17 protein-coding genes and 2 pseudogenes are annotated in these 21,077 nt (G+C 70.1%); 12 read left to right on the forward strand and 7 right to left on the reverse strand.

The window, feature by feature from the left end:
• Positions 1-148 precede the first annotated feature (148 nt).
• The 8 genes and pseudogenes from CC117_RS18565 to CC117_RS39190 all read left to right on the forward strand — a co-directional run.
• The gene (locus tag CC117_RS18565; protein WP_071085872.1) at positions 149-391 is read left to right on the forward strand and encodes a hypothetical protein; all 243 of its coding nucleotides are present in this window, start codon (positions 149-151) and stop codon (positions 389-391) included.
• A gap of 505 nt (positions 392-896) precedes the next feature.
• Entirely contained in the window at positions 897-2,954 is a 2,058-nt protein-coding gene (locus CC117_RS18570; protein WP_071085874.1) for an NAD(+) synthase, read from the forward strand.
• Positions 2,955-3,671: 717 nt separating this feature from the next.
• Positions 3,672-4,643: an aldo/keto reductase gene (locus CC117_RS18575; RefSeq protein WP_071085876.1), complete on the forward strand. Its 972-nt coding sequence runs from the start codon at positions 3,672-3,674 to the stop codon at positions 4,641-4,643.
• A gap of 55 nt (positions 4,644-4,698) precedes the next feature.
• The gene (locus CC117_RS18580; RefSeq protein WP_198541905.1) at positions 4,699-5,736 is read left to right on the forward strand and encodes an alcohol dehydrogenase catalytic domain-containing protein; all 1,038 of its coding nucleotides are present in this window, start codon (positions 4,699-4,701) and stop codon (positions 5,734-5,736) included.
• A gap of 94 nt (positions 5,737-5,830) precedes the next feature.
• Complete coding sequence (locus tag CC117_RS18585) at positions 5,831-6,520, forward strand: response regulator transcription factor (RefSeq protein WP_071085880.1); 690 nt, start codon at positions 5,831-5,833, stop codon at positions 6,518-6,520.
• 7 nt (positions 6,521-6,527) lie between these two features.
• Entirely contained in the window at positions 6,528-8,015 is a 1,488-nt protein-coding gene (locus CC117_RS18590) for a sensor histidine kinase (RefSeq protein ID WP_071085882.1), read from the forward strand.
• Between the two features lie 128 nt (positions 8,016-8,143).
• Positions 8,144-8,980: an undecaprenyl-diphosphate phosphatase gene (locus CC117_RS18595; RefSeq protein ID WP_071085884.1), complete on the forward strand. Its 837-nt coding sequence runs from the start codon at positions 8,144-8,146 to the stop codon at positions 8,978-8,980.
• A gap of 314 nt (positions 8,981-9,294) precedes the next feature.
• Positions 9,295-9,552 (forward strand): annotated as a pseudogene (locus CC117_RS39190) (phosphatase PAP2 family protein); the annotation flags it as partial.
• A gap of 177 nt (positions 9,553-9,729) precedes the next feature.
• On the opposite strand, the gene CC117_RS18600 reads toward CC117_RS39190, so the two are convergent.
• Positions 9,730-10,881, reverse strand: coding sequence for an AbrB family transcriptional regulator (locus CC117_RS18600; RefSeq protein WP_407673554.1), 1,152 nt, complete (start codon positions 10,879-10,881; stop codon positions 9,730-9,732).
• A 237-nt stretch (positions 10,882-11,118) separates the two neighbouring features.
• Positions 11,119-11,778 (reverse strand): DedA family protein, encoded by a 660-nt coding sequence (locus tag CC117_RS18605; protein ID WP_071085886.1) that lies wholly within the window; start codon positions 11,776-11,778, stop codon positions 11,119-11,121.
• A gap of 285 nt (positions 11,779-12,063) precedes the next feature.
• Between CC117_RS18605 and CC117_RS18610 the strand changes: the two genes are divergently transcribed.
• The gene (locus CC117_RS18610) at positions 12,064-12,741 is read left to right on the forward strand and encodes a response regulator transcription factor (RefSeq protein WP_071085888.1); all 678 of its coding nucleotides are present in this window, start codon (positions 12,064-12,066) and stop codon (positions 12,739-12,741) included.
• A gap of 1 nt (position 12,742) precedes the next feature.
• The gene (locus tag CC117_RS18615; protein ID WP_198541906.1) at positions 12,743-14,188 is read left to right on the forward strand and encodes a sensor histidine kinase; all 1,446 of its coding nucleotides are present in this window, start codon (positions 12,743-12,745) and stop codon (positions 14,186-14,188) included.
• 161 nt (positions 14,189-14,349) lie between these two features.
• Here the strand turns inward: CC117_RS18615 and CC117_RS36465 are convergent, their stop codons facing one another.
• Complete coding sequence (locus CC117_RS36465) at positions 14,350-14,742, reverse strand: PepSY domain-containing protein (RefSeq protein ID WP_071085890.1); 393 nt, start codon at positions 14,740-14,742, stop codon at positions 14,350-14,352.
• Between the two features lie 399 nt (positions 14,743-15,141).
• On the opposite strand from CC117_RS36465, the gene CC117_RS18625 reads away from it, so the two are divergent.
• The gene (locus tag CC117_RS18625) at positions 15,142-16,686 is read left to right on the forward strand and encodes a CocE/NonD family hydrolase (RefSeq protein ID WP_241830231.1); all 1,545 of its coding nucleotides are present in this window, start codon (positions 15,142-15,144) and stop codon (positions 16,684-16,686) included.
• A 156-nt stretch (positions 16,687-16,842) separates the two neighbouring features.
• On the forward strand, positions 16,843-17,448 hold the full coding sequence (locus CC117_RS18630; RefSeq protein ID WP_241830232.1) for a TetR family transcriptional regulator: 606 nt from the start codon (positions 16,843-16,845) through the stop codon (positions 17,446-17,448).
• A 42-nt stretch (positions 17,449-17,490) separates the two neighbouring features.
• Here the strand turns inward: CC117_RS18630 and CC117_RS18635 are convergent, their stop codons facing one another.
• The 4 genes and pseudogenes from CC117_RS18635 to CC117_RS18650 form a co-directional block, all read right to left on the reverse strand.
• On the reverse strand, positions 17,491-18,429 hold the full coding sequence (locus CC117_RS18635) for a zinc-dependent alcohol dehydrogenase (RefSeq protein ID WP_071085896.1): 939 nt from the start codon (positions 18,427-18,429) through the stop codon (positions 17,491-17,493).
• Between the two features lie 40 nt (positions 18,430-18,469).
• Complete coding sequence (locus CC117_RS18640; protein WP_071085898.1) at positions 18,470-19,519, reverse strand: aldo/keto reductase; 1,050 nt, start codon at positions 19,517-19,519, stop codon at positions 18,470-18,472.
• A gap of 20 nt (positions 19,520-19,539) precedes the next feature.
• Complete coding sequence (locus CC117_RS18645; RefSeq protein ID WP_071085900.1) at positions 19,540-20,727, reverse strand: cytochrome P450; 1,188 nt, start codon at positions 20,725-20,727, stop codon at positions 19,540-19,542.
• Positions 20,724-21,077, reverse strand: a pseudogene (locus CC117_RS18650) (amidohydrolase family protein); the annotation flags it as partial. The pseudogene CC117_RS18650 and the gene CC117_RS18645, both read right to left, overlap by 4 nt.

Here is a 21,077-nt window from a genome sequence, read left to right on the forward strand (position 1 = left end):
GCCACCCAGGCCCGCCGACGATCCGGGTCCACCCGCTCGCCCCGCGCGCAGCATGACCAGATCCCGGCAAGATCAAACTACGCTTCACGGCATTGCACCAGGACCAGTCGGCGGCGCGGTCGTCGCCGAGGCCGGGCTGGAGGTGGATGTGGACGGCGTGGTGGTGGCCGGGAGCGAGGTGGTCACCGCCGACGGGGACGCGGTGGGTGAGGAGCCCGCGGGTGCTGTCGTCGAGACGGGCCCGCCGGGAGACTGCGGCCCGGCGGTGGTCGCGGTCGGGCTGGCGGTGGGGCCGGAACCGCCGCCACCCGCCATGGGTGTGCAGCCGGCGACGACCATCAACGCGGCGCAGGCGATACCGAGGACTCCGGCTCGCCGGAGCATCGGATGATGCCGCTCCGTCGGACCGCGTCGAACAACCGGTGTTCGGTTCATCTGTGGCTCCTCGGAAAACGTGTCGACCTTTTCGGACGTCAGCCGACAGAATCCGGATACCTGAACCGCCCACCGGTGGTGAACAGTCCGGAGGCAACCGGAGCCGTGTCGGCTTTATCGCCCCCCGGCGCGAGCCCCACAGAATCTGTCGCTGGGACGGTCGAAAGGGTTGCCGGCCATTCCGAAAAGTCACGAACTACATCTGTCCTCCGGACAGCGAACGGCCGGCCCGCACCCGCACCCGCGCCGGACCTCCTGCGCCGCCGGCGAGGGACGATGCGCCCGGCCAGGTCGGCCTCGCCGACGGTCTCCGCCGCAGCACCACCGGCCGGTGCCGGGGCGAGGCGGCATGCTGCCCTGGTCGCTCCCGACGAGGGGCAGCAACCGCTGGGCGAACTCCGAGGCCCGCGGACTCTAGCCTCGTAGACACGCACAACAGGTCGATTGATCCAGGAGGCGCTGTGCGGCTGGGAGAATTCGGGGCGATCCACAGTCACGGTCTGGTCCGGGTCGCGGCGGCGACGCCGGTCGTCGCGACTGCCGACCCCGCGCGCAACGCCGCAGCGACGATCGCGCTGGCGCGGCAGGCCGACGCGGAGGGCGTGGATCTGGTCGTCTATCCCGAACTGGGTCTGTCGTCGTATGCGATCGACGACCTGCTTCTGCAGGACGCCCTGTTGGACGGCGTGGAGGAGGCGGTGTCGACTGTCTGTGAGGCCACCCGCGACCTCGGCCCCCTCCTCCTGGTCGGCGCGCCCGTCCGTTGCCGGGGGCGGCTGTACAACACCGCGCTGGCGATCTCCCGCGGGCGCGTCCTCGGCGTGGTGCCGAAGTCGTTTCTGCCCAACTATCGCGAGTACTACGAGAAGCGATGGTTCGCCCCGGGTGCCGGTGTCACCGGCCAGGAGATCGCGATCGCCGGGCAGACGGCACCCTTCGGCACCGACCTGATCTTCGCCGCGACGGACCTGCCGGAGCTCGTGGTCGGCGTCGAGATCTGTGAGGACTACTGGGCGCCGATCCCGCCGTCCTCCTACGCGGCGCTGGCCGGCGCGACGCTGCTCGCCAACCTGTCGGCGTCGAACATCGTCGTGGGCAAGTCCGCCGATCGCGCCCACCTCTCCGCGGCCCAGTCGGCACGTGCGATGGCGGTGTACGTCTATTCGGCTGCCGGCTCCGGGGAAAGCACCACCGACCTCGCCTGGGACGGGCAGGGCACCGTCCACGAGCTCGGTGACCTGCTCGCCCAGTCGGAACGGTTCGCCGAGGGCGCCCAGCTCCTCGTCACCGACGTCGACCTCGCCCGCGTGCGGCTCGAGCGGATGCGGACCGGGACGTTCAACGACAGCGCCGTCGCCCATGACCGTCCGGAGCGTCACTTCCGGACAGTCCGGTTCGAGCACCGGCCACACCGGCGTGATGTCGGGCTGCGGCGCTCCCAGCGCCGGTTCCCGTTCGTACCCGACACCCGCGAGCGTCTCGACCTCGACTGCTACGAGGCTTTCAACATCCAGGTGCACGGCCTCGCGCGGCGGTTTCAGGCGACCGGCGGCGGCAAGATGGTGATCGGTGTCTCCGGCGGCCTCGACTCGACGCACGCGCTGATCGTCGCGGCCAAGGCCTGCGACCGGCTCGGAGTCCCGCGCACGTCGATCCTCGGCTACACCATGCCAGGCTTCGCCACCGGGCAGGAGACCAAGGCGAACGCCTGGGCGCTGATGCGCGCGCTCGGCATCGAGGCGGCGGAGATCGACATTCGTCCCGCCGCCCGCCAGCTGCTCGCGGATCTCGGGCACCCGGCGGCGCAGGGCGAGCCGGTGTACGACATCACGTTCGAGAACGTGCAGGCCGGTCTGCGCACGGACTACCTGTTCCGGCTGGCCAACCAGCGAGGCGGTTTCGTCGTCGGCACCGGCGATCTCAGCGAGTTGGCACTGGGCTGGTGCACCTACGGCGTCGGCGACCAGATGAGCCACTACGCCGTCAACGCGGGGGTGCCGAAGACGCTGATCCAGTACCTCATCCGGTGGACGGTGTCCACGGGCCAGTTCGACGAAGCCACCGGCAGCCTGCTGACCGCGATCCTCGGCACGGAGATATCGCCGGAGCTGGTGCCCGCCGACGAGGAGACCGGCGCGCTACAGAGCACGGAGGACCGGATCGGGCCGTACGAGCTGCACGACTTCTTCCTGTTCCACATTCTGCGGTACGGGTTGCCGCCGTCGAAGGTGGCGTTCCTGGCCTGGCACGCGTGGCGTGAGGCCGACGCGGGCCGCTGGCCGGCCGGATTCCCGGCAGAGGGACGGCACGCCTACGAACTGTCGACCATCGTTCACTGGCTCGAGGCGTTCCTCACCCGCTTCTTCCAGCTGTCGCAGTTCAAACGCTCGGCGCTGCCCAACGGCCCGAAGGTCTCGGCCGGCGGCACGCTGTCACCCCGCGGGGACTGGCGCGCACCGTCGGACGCCAGTGCCGCGGTGTGGCTGGCCGAGCTCAGAAAGAACGGGCCGGTGGCCTGAGGTGCGCGAGGCCCGCACCTGCCAGAGCTGTACCTAGCCTGGACGGACACCTCCAGAGAACCGAGCCTGCGACGACCGGCCAGCGTGGTCGCCGTCGTCCCGGTGCTCTCCGGCCGGCCGTCCGGTGTGGACGTACGCACCGTCGCGGCGGCCTCTTCGCCGGAGGTACAACCGACCAGCCCGGCGACAAGAGGAGTCGCCAGCCCGGCCGCGTCCATCGCTTCAGGAAACCCGAGTCGCGGGCGCACAAGGAGTCCTTGCTGAAAGGGGTATCCGCAGGGACTCCCAGAGACAGCTGATCGTGATTCGGCCCCGATGAACTGGATCGTCTGCGATGTCGTACGTACCGCCGGTGGCTCCCGCGGCCTGCCTCAGCGACGGCCACGCCGACGACGAGCGGTCAGGGAACGGAGAGGCTCACGTATGTCTCCGCCGGGTGCTGGCCACGACCGCGACGAGCGAGGAGAGCCGGTCGCGCCCTGTGTCGATCCGGTGCAGCGGGACCACGGCGCGGCGCATGCAGCCTGAGCAACTGCCGTGTATCCGACAGGGCGCCCCGGGCCACACGCCCGCGGTGGGCGCAGCCGGCGGCGGGAAGGGGGTACTGGCATTACCTGGCAGGGCAGGCCCTCCCAGGGACGTCCAGGCAGGAGAAGAGTCGGTGACGCCACCGCGCCGACCACCGCCCGGCACGACACCGGAGAAGGAGAAGCGACCATGAGACACGTCAGACTGAGCAAGCTGGACGTCTCCCGCATCGGCCTGGGCGCTATGGGGATGTCCTTCGGCTACACCGGCGCGGGCAGCGACGACGAGGAGTCCATCCGGACCATCCACCGGGCCCTGGAGCTGGGTGTCACCTTCGTCGACACCGCCGAGGTCTACGGGCCGTTCACGAACGAGGAGCTGGTCGGCCGGGCGCTGAAGGGGCGCCGTGACGGGGTTGTCCTCGCGACGAAGTTCGGCATGATCTCCCACACCGGCCGCACCGGCCTCGACAGCAGCCCCGCCAACATCCGCGCCGCCGTCGAAGGGTCGCTGYGCCGCCTGGGCACCGACTACATCGACCTGTACTACCAGCATCGCGTCGACCCGCGCACTCCGATCGAGGACACCGTGGGCGCCCTGTCCCAGCTGGTCTCCGAGGGCAAGATCCGTCACGTGGGCCTGTCCGAGGCCGGTGTCAGCACGATCCGCCGTGCGCACGCCGTCCACCCGATCACCGCGCTGCAGTCCGAGTACTCGCTGTGGACCCGTGATCCCGAACCGGCGGTGCTGCCGCTGCTGCGCGAGCTGAGCATCGGTTTCGTGCCCTACTCACCACTGGGTCACGGCTTCCTGACCGGCCATCTCCGCTCGGTCGACCAGCTTGACGACAGCGACTGGCGCAGGACCAACCCGCGGTTCACCGGGGAGAACTTCCAGCGCAACCTGCGCATCGCCGACGAGGTCGCGGCCGTCGCCACCGAGGCCGGCGCCACCCCGGCCCAGGTGGCGATCGCCTGGCTGCTGGCCAAGGGGGACGACATCGCCCCGATCCCCGGCACCAGGCGGGTCGCCCGCGTCGAGGAGAACACCGCCGCGGACAGCCTGACGCTCACCCCCGAGCAGATCGAGCAGCTTGACCGGCTCACCCCGCCGGCCGGAGATCACCACAACGAGGAACAGATGCAGATGATCGACCACTGACCCTGGCCGTTCGGCTGCACTGCTTCCCGATCTCGAGGACGAAGGAAACCCCATCATGCGAKCAACGTTCATGTACGGAGCCGGTGACGTCCGTGTCGAGGACGTCGCCGACGCGAAGCTGCACGAGCCGACGGATGCCGTGGTCCGGGTGGTACTGGCGTGTGTGTGCGGGTCCGACCTGCACCCCTACCGCTCCATGGCCGCGACCGACGACGGCGTTCCCATGGGGCACGAGTTCCTCGGCATCGTCGAGGAGGTCGGCAGGGAGGTGACCGGCCTGGCACCGGGTGACTTCGTCGTCTCCCCGTTCGCGGTCTCCGACAACACCTGCGCGTTCTGTCGCGAGGGGTTCCACACCGCCTGCGTGCACGGCGGCTGGTACGGCGCCGGCGGGATCGGCGGCGCGCAGGCCGAGGCGGTGCGGGTCCCGCAGGCCGCCGGCACGCTCGTGAAGATCCCCGGCGACGTCGACGAGGCGCTGTGGCCCTCACTGCTGACCCTGTCGGACGTCTACCTCACCGGCTACCACGCCGCGCACATGGGCAGAGTGGCTCCGGGCAGCACCGTCACCGTGATCGGTGACGGTGCGGTCGGCCTGTCCGCGGTCCTCGCCTCGAAGCAGCTCGGGGCCGAGCGGATCATCCTCATGGGCCGGCACACCGACCGCACCGACCTGGGGCGCGACTTCGGCGCCACCGACGTGGTCGCCGAACGCGGCGACGAGGGCGTCTCGAAGGTCCTGGAACTCACCGGCGGCGAGGGCAGCCACATCGTGCTCGAAGCCGTCGGGCACATGCCCGCCTACGAGCAGGCCTACGGCATCGTGCGACCGGGCGGGATCATCTCCCGGGTCGGCGTGCCCCAGTACGAAGAGGCACCGGTCGGGTTCGGGTCGCTGTTCGGGAAGAACGCCACCCTCACCGGCGGGCCCGCCCCCGTACGCGCCTACATCGAGCAGGCGCTGCCCGATGTCCTCGACGGCCGCATCGACCCCGGGCGGGTCTTCGACCGCACCGTCGACCTCGACCACGTCGCCGACGCCTACCAGGCGATGGACTCCCGCCAGGCGCTGAAGGTGGTCGTCCGCCCCTGACCCGGACCCGCCCCCGGTTCGACCGCACCAGCTCCACGGCCCGTTCGGCGGCGCTCACATCGCACTCACATGTCGGCAGATCTAGCGTGGGACCATGCGGGTACTGGTGGTCGAGGACGAGACGCGGACCGCCGCCCTGCTACGCCGCGGTCTGGTGGAGGAAGGGTTCGCCGTCGACGTCGTCGCGGACGGCCTCGAGGCGGTGTGGCAGGCCAGCGAGGTCGCCTACGACCTGATCGTCCTCGACCTCATGCTGCCGGGCATCGACGGGTTCGAGGTCTGCCGGCGACTCCGCGCGGCCCGGCGCTGGGCACCCGTGCTGATGCTCTCCGCCCGGGGCGAGGTCACCGACCGGGTGCGCGGGCTCGACGTCGGTGCGGACGACTACCTTGCCAAGCCGTTCAGCTTCGACGAGCTCTCCGCCCGGATTCGGGCGCTCATCCGCCGTGGCTCCCACGAACGGCCGGTCGTTCTGGACGTCGACGGGCTGCGGCTCGACCCTGCCGGCCGTACCGCGAGCCGCGACGGCACCGCCCTCGATCTCTCTCCGAAGGAGTTCGCCCTCCTCGAGTACCTGATGCGCCATCCCGGCGAGGTCCTCAGCCGCACGGCGATCCTCGAACACGTCTGGGACTTCGCCTACGACGGAACCTCGAACGTGGTCGACCAGTACATCGCCTACCTCCGCCGGAAGATCGACAGGCCGTTCGGGACGTCGCAGCTGGAAACGGTCCGCGGCGCCGGGTACCGGCTGCGCGTCACCACCAGCGTGCAGCCGGGCTGACCAGCCGATGCCGCTACGCATCCGCCTCGCCGCTGTCTTCGCGCTCGGGACGCTGTTCGTCCTCGCCGGGCTGGGGGTCCTGTTCTACGTCCTGCTGCGGACCAGCCTCCAGAGTTCGCTGGACGAGGGGCTCTCCGCACGCGCCGAGGCCCTGCGTACCCGGCTGACCGGGACAAGCCCGCCCTTCGGCCGGGAGCTGGCGTCGGCGAGCCCGTTCACGCAGCTGATCGGCGCCGACGGCCGCGTTCTCGCCGCGTCGCCGCCCACCCTGACCGATCCGCTGGCCGACAGCACGGTTCTCACCACCGCCCGCACCGGGGAGACCTTCGGCACCGGATCGCTCAGGACGGCCGAGGACGACGACGACGACGATGAGGAAGAGGAGGAGAGCGACGAGGAGCAGGTACGCCTGGTCGCCGAACCGGTCTCTCTGGCCTCCGGCCAGCAGGCGGTGCTCGTGGTCGCCTCGCCCACCGACATCACCGATCTCGCCGAGGACCGTATCCGCGACGTGATGGTGCTGGCCGGCACCCCCATGGTGCTGTTGTCCGCGCTCGCCGCCTGGGTGCTGTCCGGCTCGGCCCTGCGCCCGGTCGAACGCATGCGCCGCCAGGCGGCGGCCATGGAGGCCGCCGACATCGGTGGCCGTCTGGAGATCCCGCGGACCCGGGACGAGATCGCCGCTCTCGCCACCACCATGAACGGTCTGCTCGACCGCCTGCAGGCGGCGCGTGCCCGGGACCGTGCCTTCGTCGCCGACGCGGGTCACGAACTGCGCACTCCACTGACCAACCTGAAGGCCGAGCTCGAACTGGCACTGCGGCCCGGCCGCTCCCACGGGGACCTCACCGAGGCGGTGTCCGCAGCCGCGTTCGAGACCGAACGGCTGATCCGGCTGGCGGAGGCGCTGCTGGCCCTCGCCCGCTTCGACGCGGACCCCCTGCAGCTCGCGAACCGCGAGACCGTCTCGGTGCGGGACGTTCTGGACCGCGCTGTCCGCGCAGCGACGCCGGCCGCCCAGGCGCGCGAGGCGCGGCTGCGCCTGCACACCGACGGTCCGCTGCTGGTCGACGTGGATCCCGACCGTGTTCGCCAGGCGGTCGACAACCTGCTCAGCAATGCGATCCGCCACGCACCGCCCGCCACCTGCATCGACGTCGACGCGGGTGTCACGCCGGACCCTCCTGCCACCGCGGACGGACCCGAGAGGGGGGACGGGTCGGCAGCCCGGCAGGAAGGACGGGCCACTGTACGGATCACGATCCGCGACCGGGGGCCGGGCTTCCCCGCGGACTTCCTGCCGCGGGCCTTCGAACGATTCACCCGGGCCGACACCGCCCGCAGCCGGGCCCAGGGCGGGACCGGCCTGGGCCTCGCGATCGTCGCCGCGGTCGCCACCGCCCATGGGGGCCGGGCCAACGCTGCCAACCATCCCGAGGGCGGAGCTGTCGTCTCGCTGCTCCTGAGGGTGCACCACCCGGGAGAAGAAACCTGATCGGCGATCGGCACAGTACGAGCCGGCCACGCAGTCACATCGTTCTCACACGAGCCGGGTTCTAGCGTGCGCTCCGATGAGCTGCGTGGCGGCGTACCGCGCCCGAGCCAGCCGGAGAGGGAGATCATGTGAGCACGCTCAGTATCGGGCAGGCCCTTGTCCTGGGGGTCGTGGAAGGAGTGACCGAGTTCCTCCCGATCTCCTCCACCGGGCATCTCAAGATCGCGGAAGGGGCCATGGGGCTCCCGGTGGACGACCGGTCGGTGGTCGCATTCACCGCGGTCATCCAGGTCGGGGCGATCGGGGCGGTGCTGGTGTACTTCTTCGTCGACATCCGGCGCCTGGCGACCGCCTGGGCACGCGGGCTCGGCGACCGGGAGCTGCGGCGCCACCACGACTTCAGGTTCGCCTGCTGGATCTTCTATGCCACGCTTCCCGTGGTCCTRGTCGGGCTGGCGGCGAAGTCGTTCATCGAGGGCCCGCTGGCCTCCCTGTGGGTGGTGGCCGGCTCGCTCCTGGCCGGCAGTGCGGTGATGTGGTTCGCGGACAGGTTCGGTCGTCGTAAACGCGGCGAGGACGACATCGACCTCACCGATGCGATGGCGGTGGGGGCATCCCAGATTCTGGCGCTGCTGTTCCCGGGTTTCTCCCGCTCCGGGGCGACCATGTCCACCGCCCTGATCCGCGATCTGGACCGGGTGGCGGCCACCCGGCTGTCCTTCTTCCTGTCGATCCCGGCACTGACCGGTGCCGGGCTGTACGAGCTGAAGGACGCGGTCGGAGGCGGTGTGGCGCTGGCGCCACTGGCTGTCGGCGTGCTGGTGTCGTTCGTGGTCGCCTACGCCTCCATCGCCTGGCTCCTGCGGTATGTGGCCCGGCATTCCTTCGACGCGTTCGTCGCCTACCGTGTCGTCGTCGGACTTGCCCTGTTCGGGCTGCTGGCCACCGGTGCGTTGACCGGGTGACGCACCGCCGGTCCGACCGCCGGGTGGAGAGGCGAGCACCCACCCGTCTTCTCGTCGCCGTGCTGGCGAGCGGGCTGCTGACGGCGCTGCTGTGCGCCGTCGTCCTCAGGAACGCAGCGCCGTTCGCCTTCGACATCCACTGGCATCGGTGGGCTCTGAGCCATCGAAGCCGCGCGCTGTCCGACGTCGCCGTGGCAGTGACGAACACCGGGGTCGGTGTCTGTGCCTACGCTCTCGCCGCAGCCAGCGGTGCCGTCGCGGTGGCGCGGCCCAGGCGGTGGCTACTGGGCGCCGTCGTCGGGATCGCGGCACTGATGACGGGCCAGCTGCTCCGCACCGGTCTGGCGACCGTCGTGGGCAGGGCCCGCCCTCCGGTGGCCGACTGGATCACTCACCCGTCGGGCTTCGCCTTCCCGTCCGGGCACACCACCACATCAGCCCTGGTTGCCCTGGGCGTGGCCGCGGCGCTCCACCGCCGCGCCCGTCGGCCAGCCATGCGGGCCGCAGCTGTGGCCGTCCCGGGCCTGTGGGCGTTCGCCGTGGGCGTCAGCCGGATCTATCTCGGCGTCCACTGGCCGTCGGATGTCGTCGCAGGATGGCTGTTCGCCCTCCTGCTGGCCTGCGTCTGCCTACCGCCGCTGGCAGGCCTGCTCGGGCGGATCGGGCAGGACGGGTCAGGCCCGCCAGGCCGAGGACCGGGCGCGCAGCTCCCCCGCCCCGAGGTTGTCCGCGTCCTCGACCCTCTTCGTTCAGATCGAGACGGTGAGGTCGTCGCCCCGACGGGTCTGTCTTCTCACCGCCCACCTGATGATCGGCGGGGTGAGAAGAACGACCAGGAACAGGCGCAGGCTCTGCACCACCGCGATGAYGGGCACGTCGGTGTGCGTGGCCACCGCGGTCGCGAGGACAGCGTTGATGCCGCCGGGGGTGGTGGCGAGATAGGCCTCCAGGAAAGGCGTGCCGGCCAGGGCAGCCAGCACCCACGCAAAGCCCGCACACGCCAGGCAGACCAGCACGATGCCCGCGCACAGCTGGGGAGCGAGGCGCCCGATGTGCCGTACGGCCGGGCGGGTGAAGCGCAGGCCGACCTCGAGGCCCACCACGACCCAGACGGCGTCCTGTAGGGGGCCGGCGGGAGCGAACCCGGGTGCGATGCCGCTGGCCTGCACAGCAGCTCCCACCAGCATGGGACCGAGGAGCGCGGACGCGGGCAGCCGGGCCCTGCCGCCAGCCCGGACCCCCACCACACAGAGGATCGCGAGGGTGGCCAGACCAGGCAGCTGGTGGGAGGAGTCGACGAGATGGGAGAGCTGGGGAAAACGCCCGGGGATGGTCGGCCCGCCATCCGGGCCGCCGCCCAGCGCCGCGACGACCATGGGCGCGGACAGGGCCACCAACCCGACCCTCAGGTACTGCGCGAACGCGACAACCCGGCTGTCCGCCCCGAGATCCTCCGCATAGGCGACGACGGCCGCCGAGCCGCCGGGCAGGAGGCCCAGGACCGTGTCCAGTGACCGGGTCCGGGTTCGCCGCGCGATCAACACGGCCACTCCGACACAGACGGCCACCGTTGCGAGAGTGACCGTGATGAGTGGCAGCACCTGCCCGACGACCGACCTCAGGTCCGCGGGGGAGAGATAGGTACCCATCAGCGCGCCGAGCACCGCCTGCGACGAGCGGACAGCTGCGCCCGGAACCTGGCGGCGTACCAGCCCGGTCAGAGCCAGGGCAGCTCCGGCGACCAGGGAGACCACCAGCTGGGGAGYGGGCAGCGCGAACACCTCGCCGACCTCGCTGAGCAGGTAGCAGGCGATGACAGGCWCCGCCCAGAGCACGATGCCCGCTCCCGAATCACGAATTCGCCGGGAAAAGCTCCTGCGAGTGGCCTGTTTCGCCACCACCAGAGCATTCGTGGATGTCCGGCCGGCCGGCCCGCCGGGGACCGGGGAGCCCGCGATGGTTGAGATCGTCATTATCACCGCCGGATGGTGTGATTGTGCGCCGTCTGGCTCGCGCCTGTCGAGCGGGGAACGCCGCCAATCCTGCCCGCCGAAGATGTGAGGTCAGCGAAAGCGTCACACCTTCCGGTCACACCACGGAAGTAATTCGCGTCTCCCTCCCGCGCACGGTGGCCACCGTCACCTCGCCTCGGAACTGCTCGCCGACGCTTTCCTGCGACGGGTGCGAAGGAGCTCGACCATGATCGGAAGAGCCGAGATCAGCACGACGAGAACCAGCATCACCTCAAGGTTCTGACGGACGAAATCGATCTTTCCGAGGAAGAAGCCAAGGATTGTCACCCCGCATCCCCAGAGGACGCCACCGACGATGTTGTAGGTAGCGAAGATCCTGTATTCCATGGCACTCACGCCGGCGATGACCGGGGTGAACGTCCGCACGACTGGTACGAACCGCGCGAGCACGATCGAACGCGGGCCGTACTTCTCGAAGAATCCGTGCGCCTGATCCACTCGCTTCTGCCTGAACAGGCGGGAGTCCGGACGTCGGAAGAGCGCCGGTCCTGCCTTCCGCCCGAACAGGTAGCCGACCTGGTCACCCACGACCGCCGCGAACGCGACAAGGAGGCAGGCAAGCCACAGCGGCGCGGAGACTTCCTTCCGAGAGATCAGGAGACCCAGTGTGAACAGCAGGGAGTCACCCGGGAGAAAGAAACCGACCAGGAGGCCCGACTCGGCGAAAACGATGAGCATGACCACCACCAGACCCGCTTTGGCCAGGCTGTCGGCGCCGATGATGTCCGGCCCGAGAGCCAGGGCGTTCGACGCGTATCCGGTCACTACGGGAGGCCTCCAGCGAGTCGTACGGCATGCCGCGGGGCTCCGACACCCGGCAATGTCATGCCCGCACGATAGAACCGCCACGATGTGAATCCGATGTGAGTCGATGCCACCCGGAAGCATCCGGCATAGGGCATAGGGCATCGGCGGAGGCGGGCTTCGCGCCATGCGCGTTGCTCCCCTGCCCCTCGACGAACCGGGAAGGAGGATTCGACGATTGTTCCGGTCAGGAACGTCCGAGGGGATTCAGGCGGGGTTCAGCTGCCTCATGGCACCCTCAGGGGGATGCGGATTCTGGTGGTGGATGACGACCGGAGCCTGGTGCGAGCCCTGAGGAAGGGACTGGAGGCGGAACGGTTCGCGGTCGACGTCGCGCTGACCGGCGCAGACGGGCTGTGGCAGGCCACCGAGCACAGCTACGACGCCATCGTGCTGGACGTGATGCTGCCGGGAATGAACGGCTACACGGTGTGTGCCCGGTTGCGGGAGGCCGGGAACTGGGCGCCGATCCTGATGCTGACCGCCAAGGACGGCGAGCTGGACGAGGCCGAGGCACTTGACACCGGCGCCGACGACTTCCTCAGCAAGCCGTTCTCCTACGTTGTCCTGATGGCACGCCTGCGGGCGCTGATGCGCCGCGGGGCGCGGGAACGGCCGGTGGTGCTGACGGCCGGCGATCTGCGCCTCGACCCCGCCTCGCACCGGACCTGGCGGGGAGAGGTGCCGGTCGACCTGACGCCACGCCAGTTCTCCCTGTTGGAGCTCCTGATGCGCCGGCCGGGCGAGGTGCTCTCGAAACAGGAGATTCTCGGCCATGTCTGGGACTTCGCCTTCGCCGGTGATCCCAACATCGTCGAGGTCTACGTCCGCCAGTTGCGCCTGCGCATCGACGAGCCGTTCGGCCGCAGCGCCCTGCAGACCGTGCGGCTGGTGGGCTATCGCCTCGACCCGGATGGTGGGTGAGATGCCGCTCATGTGGCGCCGGTGGGCGACGGTCCGCGTCCGGGCGGCCGCGGTGGCGACTCTGGTGGTTGCCGGCGCCCTCGCCGCCGGTGCTGCCGGACTGCTGTTCACGCTGAACCGGTCCCTGGTCCAGGGGCACGACGACGCCGACCGGCTCCGCCTGCGTGACCTGGCGACCCTGGTCGAGGCGCAGGCCATCCCCGCGGTTGTCCCCGTTCCTGGCGACGACGACGTAGCGCAGGTGGTCGACCGGTCGGGGAGGGTGCGGGCGGCCAGCGCAAACATCACGGGTCTGCCGAAGCTGGCCTCGTTCATCCCGTCCGGCTCCGAACCCGCCGTGCGGACCGTCAACTGGACGCTTCACGGCGAGCGTGAGACGTATCGGATCTGGGCGCTGCGCGTCCGCTCTCCGGCTCGCACGGGCCAGACCACACAGCCCGCCGCCGCCGGCGGGAGCGATCTGGTCATGTACGTCGGGAGCAGCGTCGAGACGGTGCAGGAGGCCGTCGCCACGGTGCGGAACGCGCTGTTCGTCGGCCTCCCGGCGCTGGCCGTGCTGTCGGCCCTGGGCACCTGGCTGGTCGTGGGCCGGGCGTTGCGGCCCGTGGAGGCGATCCGGGCCGAGGTCGCCGACATCACCGGAGACATCGGGGAACGCCGAGTGCCCGTCCCCGCCGCGCGGGACGAGATCGCTCAGCTGGCATCGACGATGAACGACATGCTCGACCGGCTCCATGCCGCCGCCGAGCGGGAACGGCAGTTCGTCGCTGACGCTGCCCACGAACTCCAGAGCCCGCTCGCGGCCTTCCGGGCCCACCTCGAGGTCGGCCTGACCCACCTGGAGGCCGCGGACTGGCCGTCGACCGCGAAGGAACTGCTCAACGACAGCGGGCACATGGAGCGTCTCGTGCGCGACCTGCTCTTCCTCGCCCGAACCGAGAACGAGCGTCACAGACCCGGCCGGGACTCGATGACACTGCTCGACCTCGACGACGTTGTCATCAGCGAGGTGACCCGGCTGCGTCCGTCCGCCGGGGTGGAAGTGGACATCTCGGCGGTGTCGGCCGCCCCGGTCCGAGGCCGGCGTGACGAGGTGGCGCGCCTGGTACGCAACCTCCTGGAGAACGCCGAGCGCCACGCCGGATCCACCGTCACCGTTGCCGTCCTCACCGCTCGGCATGATGCGGTCCTCACCGTCGTGGATGACGGACCGGGGGTGCCGCCCGAGTTCCGGGAGCACATCTTCGATCGGTTCACCCGACTCGACAGCGCCCGCACCCGGGGCGAGGGCGCCGGGCTCGGACTCGCGATCGTCAGGGAGATCACCCAGAGGCACGGCGCGACCATCCACCTGGATGACGACCCGACCGAGGGCGGCGCGCGATTCGTCGTACGCTTCCCACTGCCGACTCGACCCACCCACCCCTCCCAAGCCGACTCGCTCTGAGCCTCACCCAGAACAGGCGGTGCGGGTGCGGAATCGTCGCTGTCCGGCCGGGGCCGCCATCCGGCGCCGGGGCTGCCACCCCGCCTCCTCCGGAGCGTGCCGCCCGGTCCGGGTGGCACGCCGATTCCGGCGCGCCACCCGAACCGCTCAGGCACAGGACGTCACCCGCCGGCCGTGGCCCCGTCATCCGCGGTCTCGACGTCATCCGCATCGGTGTCACTGTCAGCCTGGTCGTCAGGACCACTGTCGGAATCGGTGACCCCGCTGATCACCGCGAAGTCACGGTCCAGGTGAACGTCCATGACGCCCCGGTCGGTGGTGGTGACTTCCACCTCGTAGTAGCCGTCCTCGTCGCCGGTCTCGGTGTCCGTCACCCGGCCACCGGCGGTGTAGGCCAGTGCCGCCGCACTGGCCTTCTCCAGGGCCGTGCCGGTGATCGGAGCCGAGCTGTCACCGCCGCCCGATGCCGTGGCGATGCCGACTCCGCCTCCCACCATCGCCATGACCAGCGCACCGCTCGCCACGCCGATGACCGTCTTCTTCCGTCGAGTCATGACCAGAAGCCTTCCGTCGTCACGGTTGCCACCCCTTCGAGGGCGGTGACCGCAGCCTGACCGGAGGCGGCTGAAGCACCGCTGAACAGCCCCGCCCGGCCAGACAGACGTGCGCCGCGCAGATCGCCTGCCGGCGGGACGGATTCCGCCCAGACCAGCCGAACAGGATTCCGGCCGCCGAAATCAGTGGACGGGGTTGGGCCGATTCGGGTCTCGTGACCTTCCTCAAATCATGTGGCAGCATCTGCCATCTGATTTGAAGGGAGCCTCATGGCCCGAGGTCCGCGAACGTTGATCCGCCGCTTCGCTCCGGTCGCCGCTCTGACAGTCGCCGCTTCGACGGTTGCCGCCTGTTCGTCCATGTCGGCAGGGACCACCTCCCTGACGACGCCCCCGCCCGTGCCCGTCATCGGTCGGCCGCTGTCAGCTCTCACGAACGCCTGGTGGAACTACGACCGCCCGGCCACCTACCAGACCGTCTCCACCGAGACCCTGGTTCCGGTCCGGGACGGCACCCCGCTGAGTTGCACCCTGGTCCGGCCGGCGACCAATGGCGCGCCAGCCGCGGGTACCTTCCCCGGGCTGGTCGTCGAGTTCACTCCGTATGCAATATTACGGGCGAGCTATGTCGCCAGTGAGGCCACCTACTTCGCGACCCACGGCTACAACGCGCTGGTCTGCAACCTGCGGGGTACCGGCGGGTCGGGTGGCACCTGGCAGAACGCCATGTCAGCCCAGGACGGCAAGGACGCCCACGACCTGGTCGAATGGCTGGCCGTCCAGCCCTACTCGAACGGTCGGATCGGAATGACCGGTGAGAGCTACGGAGGTGACACGACCTACGCCGCCGCCATCAACCGGCCTCCGCACCTGGTGGCCATCGCCCCGCTGCAGTCCCCGGCCGACCTCTACCACGACGTCATCTACCCGGGTGGCATCAAGAGCACAGAGGGCGGCAGCATCGACAACTGGCCCGGCGTCRCCCAGGTGATCAGCGGCGGAGCCATCAGCGCCGAGGCCGAGTACGCGGTCAACCGCGCGCACCCCACGTACGACGACTACTGGCAGTCGCGGTCGTTCGTCGGTCGCCACAGTGCGATCAATGTTCCGATCTTCGCGATGGGCGGCTGGATCGACCAGTACTTCCGCTCCGGCCAGTTGACCAACATCGAAGGCGCCCTCGGCCGCACGTGGGCCATCTACGGCCAGTGGCCGCACCTGGCCCCGCTGCGGTACCCGAACTGCGGGGGGGTCTGCAACCCCGAAGGTCTTTCCCCGGGCATCACCCTCGCCTGGTTCGACCACTGGGTGAAGCGGCTTCCCAACGTCCCGATCCCGCCCCGGCCGACCCTGGTCAGCTACGCCGGTAGCGGCACCGGCACGACCTCCCCGGGATGGCGGGAGATCATCGGCTACCGGCCGACCGGCACCACCGCACGATCGTTCACCCTCAACCCGGACGGCTCGCTCGGAGCGGCCAGCCGGACACCCGGAACCACGACGTTCCACCAGCCACAGGATCCGTCGAGCGCCGGCGGGTCCCTCCTTTTCCAGACCAGCGCGCTCACCACACCGACGTCGCTGTTCGGCCGTCCGACGCTCACACTGCGGGCGAAGCTGTCCGGTCCGGACGCCAACCTCTACGTCGAACTGCTCGACGTCGGCCCGGACGGTACCGAGACACTCGTCAACAACGGCTTCCTCCGGGCCAGCCACCGGATCTCGAGCGTGACGCCCACCCCGGTGCCGACCGGTGCACCCGTCACCCTCGCCGTTCCGATCCGGCCCGACGACTGGCAGTTCGCGGTCGGCCACCGCATCGCCGTACGCGTCTCCGGCGGCGTCCCGACGATGCTCACCCAGAACCCGACCCCGGTCGACGTCACCGTCGCCACCGGCGTCGGCGGATCCAGCCTGACCCTCCCGACGGTCTCCGGGCCCTGAGCCTGCACGGTTCCTGACCTGCCCCTTGCGCTGCCCCCGGCAACGCCCGCCCCGCCGGGGGCAGCAATAGCCTGATGGCGGACAGTCTTGTCCACCGTCGTGGGCGAACCGGCAGGAGGGCACGTGGCTGGGGACGGCGCAAAGAGGCCGTACAGGATGTCTCCGAGTGCGCGGCAGGCCCGAGCCGACCGACTGGAAGCCGCAGCCCGGGCCGTCGAGTCAGCCGCTCTCCTGCTGTTCGAAGATCGCGGATTCGACCTCGTGACGGTCGATGACATCGCGGCCGCCGCCGGGATCTCCGCCCGCACGTTCTTCCGCTACTTCCCGGCCAAGGACGATGTCCTGCGGGGTGTCGTCCGGCGCCGGGCCCAGGCCGTCGCGGCCGCGCTGGCGGCCCGGCCTCCGGACGAGGCACCGATGCGTTCGGTCCGCCAGGCCGTCCAGGAGGTCGTCGCCGCCGAGGACTCGACCGACGTCGCGCGGTGGGTCCGGGTGGTTGAGGCCAGCCTGTACGCCACCCGGGTGATGCTCGGGGTGAGCGTTCTGGAGTTCAACGGCGTCCTCGCCGAGTTCCTCGGGGCGCGGCTGGGCGAGGCACCCGACGACCTGGAGCCGGCGATGCTCGCGGTCGCCGCCGGTGCGATCATCCTCGCCGCGCAGACCCGGTGGTACCTGCGCGGCGGAGACCTCGCAGCGACGATCAGCGACGCCCTAACCGTCATCGACACCGTCATCCCGGGCGGCTCCGGCACCCGCGAATGATCCCCGGCCCGAGCGCAGCGACCGTCACGATTCCCACCGAGGTCACGGTTCGACCACCACCCGCAGCGCTCCGGCCTTCCGGTCGGCGGCGACCCGGAACGCCTCGGCGGCGTCCTCGAGTGGGAATCGATGGGTGATCAGCGTACGTGCGATCTCGGGATCGTCGGCGAGCATGGCTGCCGCGTCCTCCATTTCGCGTCCGTTCTCGTGCCGGCAGTAGCTCATCGAGGGAATGAGTGTGACCTCGCGGTGGAACAGGGGGGACCAGTCGAGCTCGACCGTGCCGAGGTGAACGCCGACGCACACCACGGTTCCGCCCGGTGCCACGAGTTCGGTGGCACGGGCGAGGCCGGTCGGGGTGCCGGCCGCCTCGACGACCACGTCGTACAGGCCCTTGGCGGGGAGCTGGGCGCCGAGGCGCTCGCCGGCTTCGGCCTGGTGCGGGTGGCGTGCCTCGAGGGCGACCTCCGGGGCGCCCTGGCGGCGAGCACCGGCGACGGCGAGCAGGCCCAGTGCCCCGGCTCCGACGACGGCCACCCGCGTGTCCGGGCCGGTGCCGGCCAGCCGGAGGGCATGCCAGGAGACCGCTGCCGGTTCGACGACGCTGGCGTCACGGACGTCGAGACCAGGCGGGAGCGGGACGAGTCGCTGCGTCGGGGCGCGGAACTGTTCGGCCATGCCGCCGTCCGCGGTGGCGCCGAGTGCCCGCTCCGGGTGGGTGGGGCACAGGTTGTACCGGCCGCTGCGGCACAGGTCGCATTCCATGCAGCCGTACAGCGCCTCGACGATCGCGGCGGATCCGTCCTCCCGGAAACCGGCCAGCTCATGCCCGATGACGCGCTGTGAGCCCAGTCTGATGTAGAGGAGGTCCGAACTGCAGATGCTCGCCGCCGCGATCCGGAGGATCTCCTCTCCGGCGCCGGGTGGTTCGTCGAGATCGACGAGGGCGACCCCGCCGTCCCTGGCTCGTACGGCCTTCATCGATACTCCCTGGTCCTGAGAACTCCCTGGTCGGTGTCGGCTACGCCGAGACGCGCGATGGCCGTCGGCGGGCGGCGGGCAGGAGAGACGGGTACTGGGTGAAGTGGTCGACCCCGGGCAGGTCGGTGCCGGGTGGCACGACCTCGTCGACGGCGTCGAGCACGTCCTCGTCGAGGTCGACGTCCGCCGCGGTCAGGGCGTCCTCGAGGTGTTTCATCGTGCGGGGCCCGATGATCGTCGAGGTGATCGCCGGATGGCTGGCGACGAAGGCCATGGCCAGCTCGGTCAGGGTGATGCCCGCCTTGTCAGCGATGTCGCRCAGGGCGTCCACGGCGTCGAACCGGACGGGAGCGGCGCGCTCGGCGGCCGAGCTGACGGTTCCCTGCATGAACGGGCTGTCCGGGTCGTACCGTGATCCCGCCTGCGGCTCCTGACCACGCTGGTACTTGCCGGTCAACCAACCGCCGGCGAGGGGGCTCCAGGGGATGACCGCCATCCGGTGTCGCTGGCAGGCCGGTAGCACCGCCTGCTCCACCGACCGCGCGAAGATCGAGTACTGCGGTTGTTCGCAGACGAACCGCTCGCCGTTTCGCCGGGCCGCCGCCCACTGGGCCTCGACGATCCAGTCGGCGGGGAACGACGACGAGCCCAGGTAGAGGACCTTGCCCTGGCGGACGAGGTCGGTGAGGGCGCCGAGTGTTTCCTCTAAATCGGTGTTCCAGTCGAGCTTGTGGATTTGATAGAGGTCGATGCGGTCGGTGCCCAGCCGGCGCAGACTGCCCTCGACGGCCTGGGTGATCCAGCGTCGGGAGGATCCCCGCTGGAGCTGGCCGCCCATGGGGAAGAAGCACTTGGTCGCAAGGACCACATCGTCCCGGCGGGAGCCCACTGCCTGCCCGACGATCTGCTCGGCCTGGCCGCCGGAGTAGACGTCGGCGGTGTCGATGAAGTTGATTCCGCCGTCCAGCGCCCGGCGGATGACCCGCGCACTCTCGTCGGCATCGACATTTCCCAGCCGGCCGAAGTTCATTGTGCCCAGACACTGGGTGCTGACCTCGACACCGGTCGTCCCGAACCTGCGATATCTCATGAGTCTCCCTCAACCCCGAGTCACCCGACGATGGGCAGCTTTTCGTAGCCGCGGACGGTGCTGGTGTGCAGACGTACCGCGTTGTCCCGATCGACCTCCCAGGTCGGGAAGCGGCGCAGGGTCTCCTCCAGCGCGATACGCCCCTCCATCCGGGCGAGTGCCGCGCCCAGGCAGAAGTGCGCCCCGCGACCGAAGGCGACGTGGCTGTCGACCCGCCGCCTGATGTCGAAGCGGTCAGGGTCGGCATACCTGCGCCCGTCACGCCCGGCGGACGCGGTCAGGAGAATGATCTTCGACCGTGCCGGGATGGTGGTGCCGTGGAGTTCGACGTCCCGGGTGGTGACACGGCCCTGCACAGGGGACGGTGATTCGTAGCGCAGGGTCTCCTCGACCGCGTTCCCCAGCAGCGACGGGTCCGCGGCCAGCTCGGCCCGCTGGTCGGGGTGCGTCTCGAGCACGTCACACGCCCAGCCGAGCAGCCGCGCCACGGTCTCGGTACCGGCGGCCACGAGCAGCGCGGTGAAGTCGGCGGCTTCGGAGGTGGTGAGTCGGCGGGTGCTCCCGTCGGTGTCGATCTCCGCCTGCACGAGGGCCGTCATCATGTCGTCCCTGGGCGCAGCCCGCCGCGCTTCCAGCTGGTCGGACAGGTAGGCGTGGAACCTGGCGCTGGCCGCCATCGAGATGTCGTTGACCATCCCCTTCTCCGGATCGAGGTGGAAGGTCTGGTCGATCGTGTGGCGGATCTCCTCGCGGTCGGCCGGGTCCACACCGATCAGCTCGGAGATCACCATGGAGGGGAGCAGCGCGGCGAAGTCCTGGATGTAGTCGAACCCGCCACCGCCGACCTGCCGGTCCAGCAGCTCCGCGCAGATCTGCCGGATGTGGCCCTCGAGCCCGCCGACCCGACGCGGTGTGAACGCCCTCGAGACCAGCACCCGCAGCATCGTGTGCGTCGGCGGATCCATGAAGATTATCTGCCCGGTCTGCATCGGCTCAGGCGACATGAGCTCGAGGACCGTGCCGTACGCCGAGCTGTACGTGGCGGTGTCCAGATGGGCCGCGTCGACGTCCGCGAACCGGGACAGCGCGTAGAAGTCCAGCTTCTCGTTGCGGTATACGGGCGCCTCGTCGCGCAGGCGGCRCCATACCGGATGCGGGTCGACGTGGAAATCCCGATCGAACGGGTCCCAGTACAGATCTTCTGTCATGCGGTCTGGCCCTGCTTCTCTGCGTAGAGGCGGGCCCATTCCTTACGGGAACGGATGGTCGTGTCGACGTCGGTCGCGATCGCACGGCGGGCACCTACGGTCGCCCGCTCCCTGGGGATCTCGGAGAACGGGTCCCAGTTGAAGAACCGGCAGGCGTTCCGCCAGGTGATCTTGTCGATTTCCTCGTCGGTCGCACCCACGTTGTTCAGCTCGTTGAGCACGAACTCCGGTGCCTCGGGCCAGATCGAGTCGGCGTGGGGGTAGTCGCACTCCCACGCGATGATGTCGATGCCGATCTCGCGGCGGAGCTTCAGCGAGGTGGGGTCGGTGACGTAGCAGGCCAGCGAGTG

The organism is Parafrankia colletiae (assembly GCF_001854655.1).
GTDB lineage: Bacteria > Actinomycetota > Actinomycetes > Frankiales > Frankiaceae > Parafrankia > Parafrankia colletiae.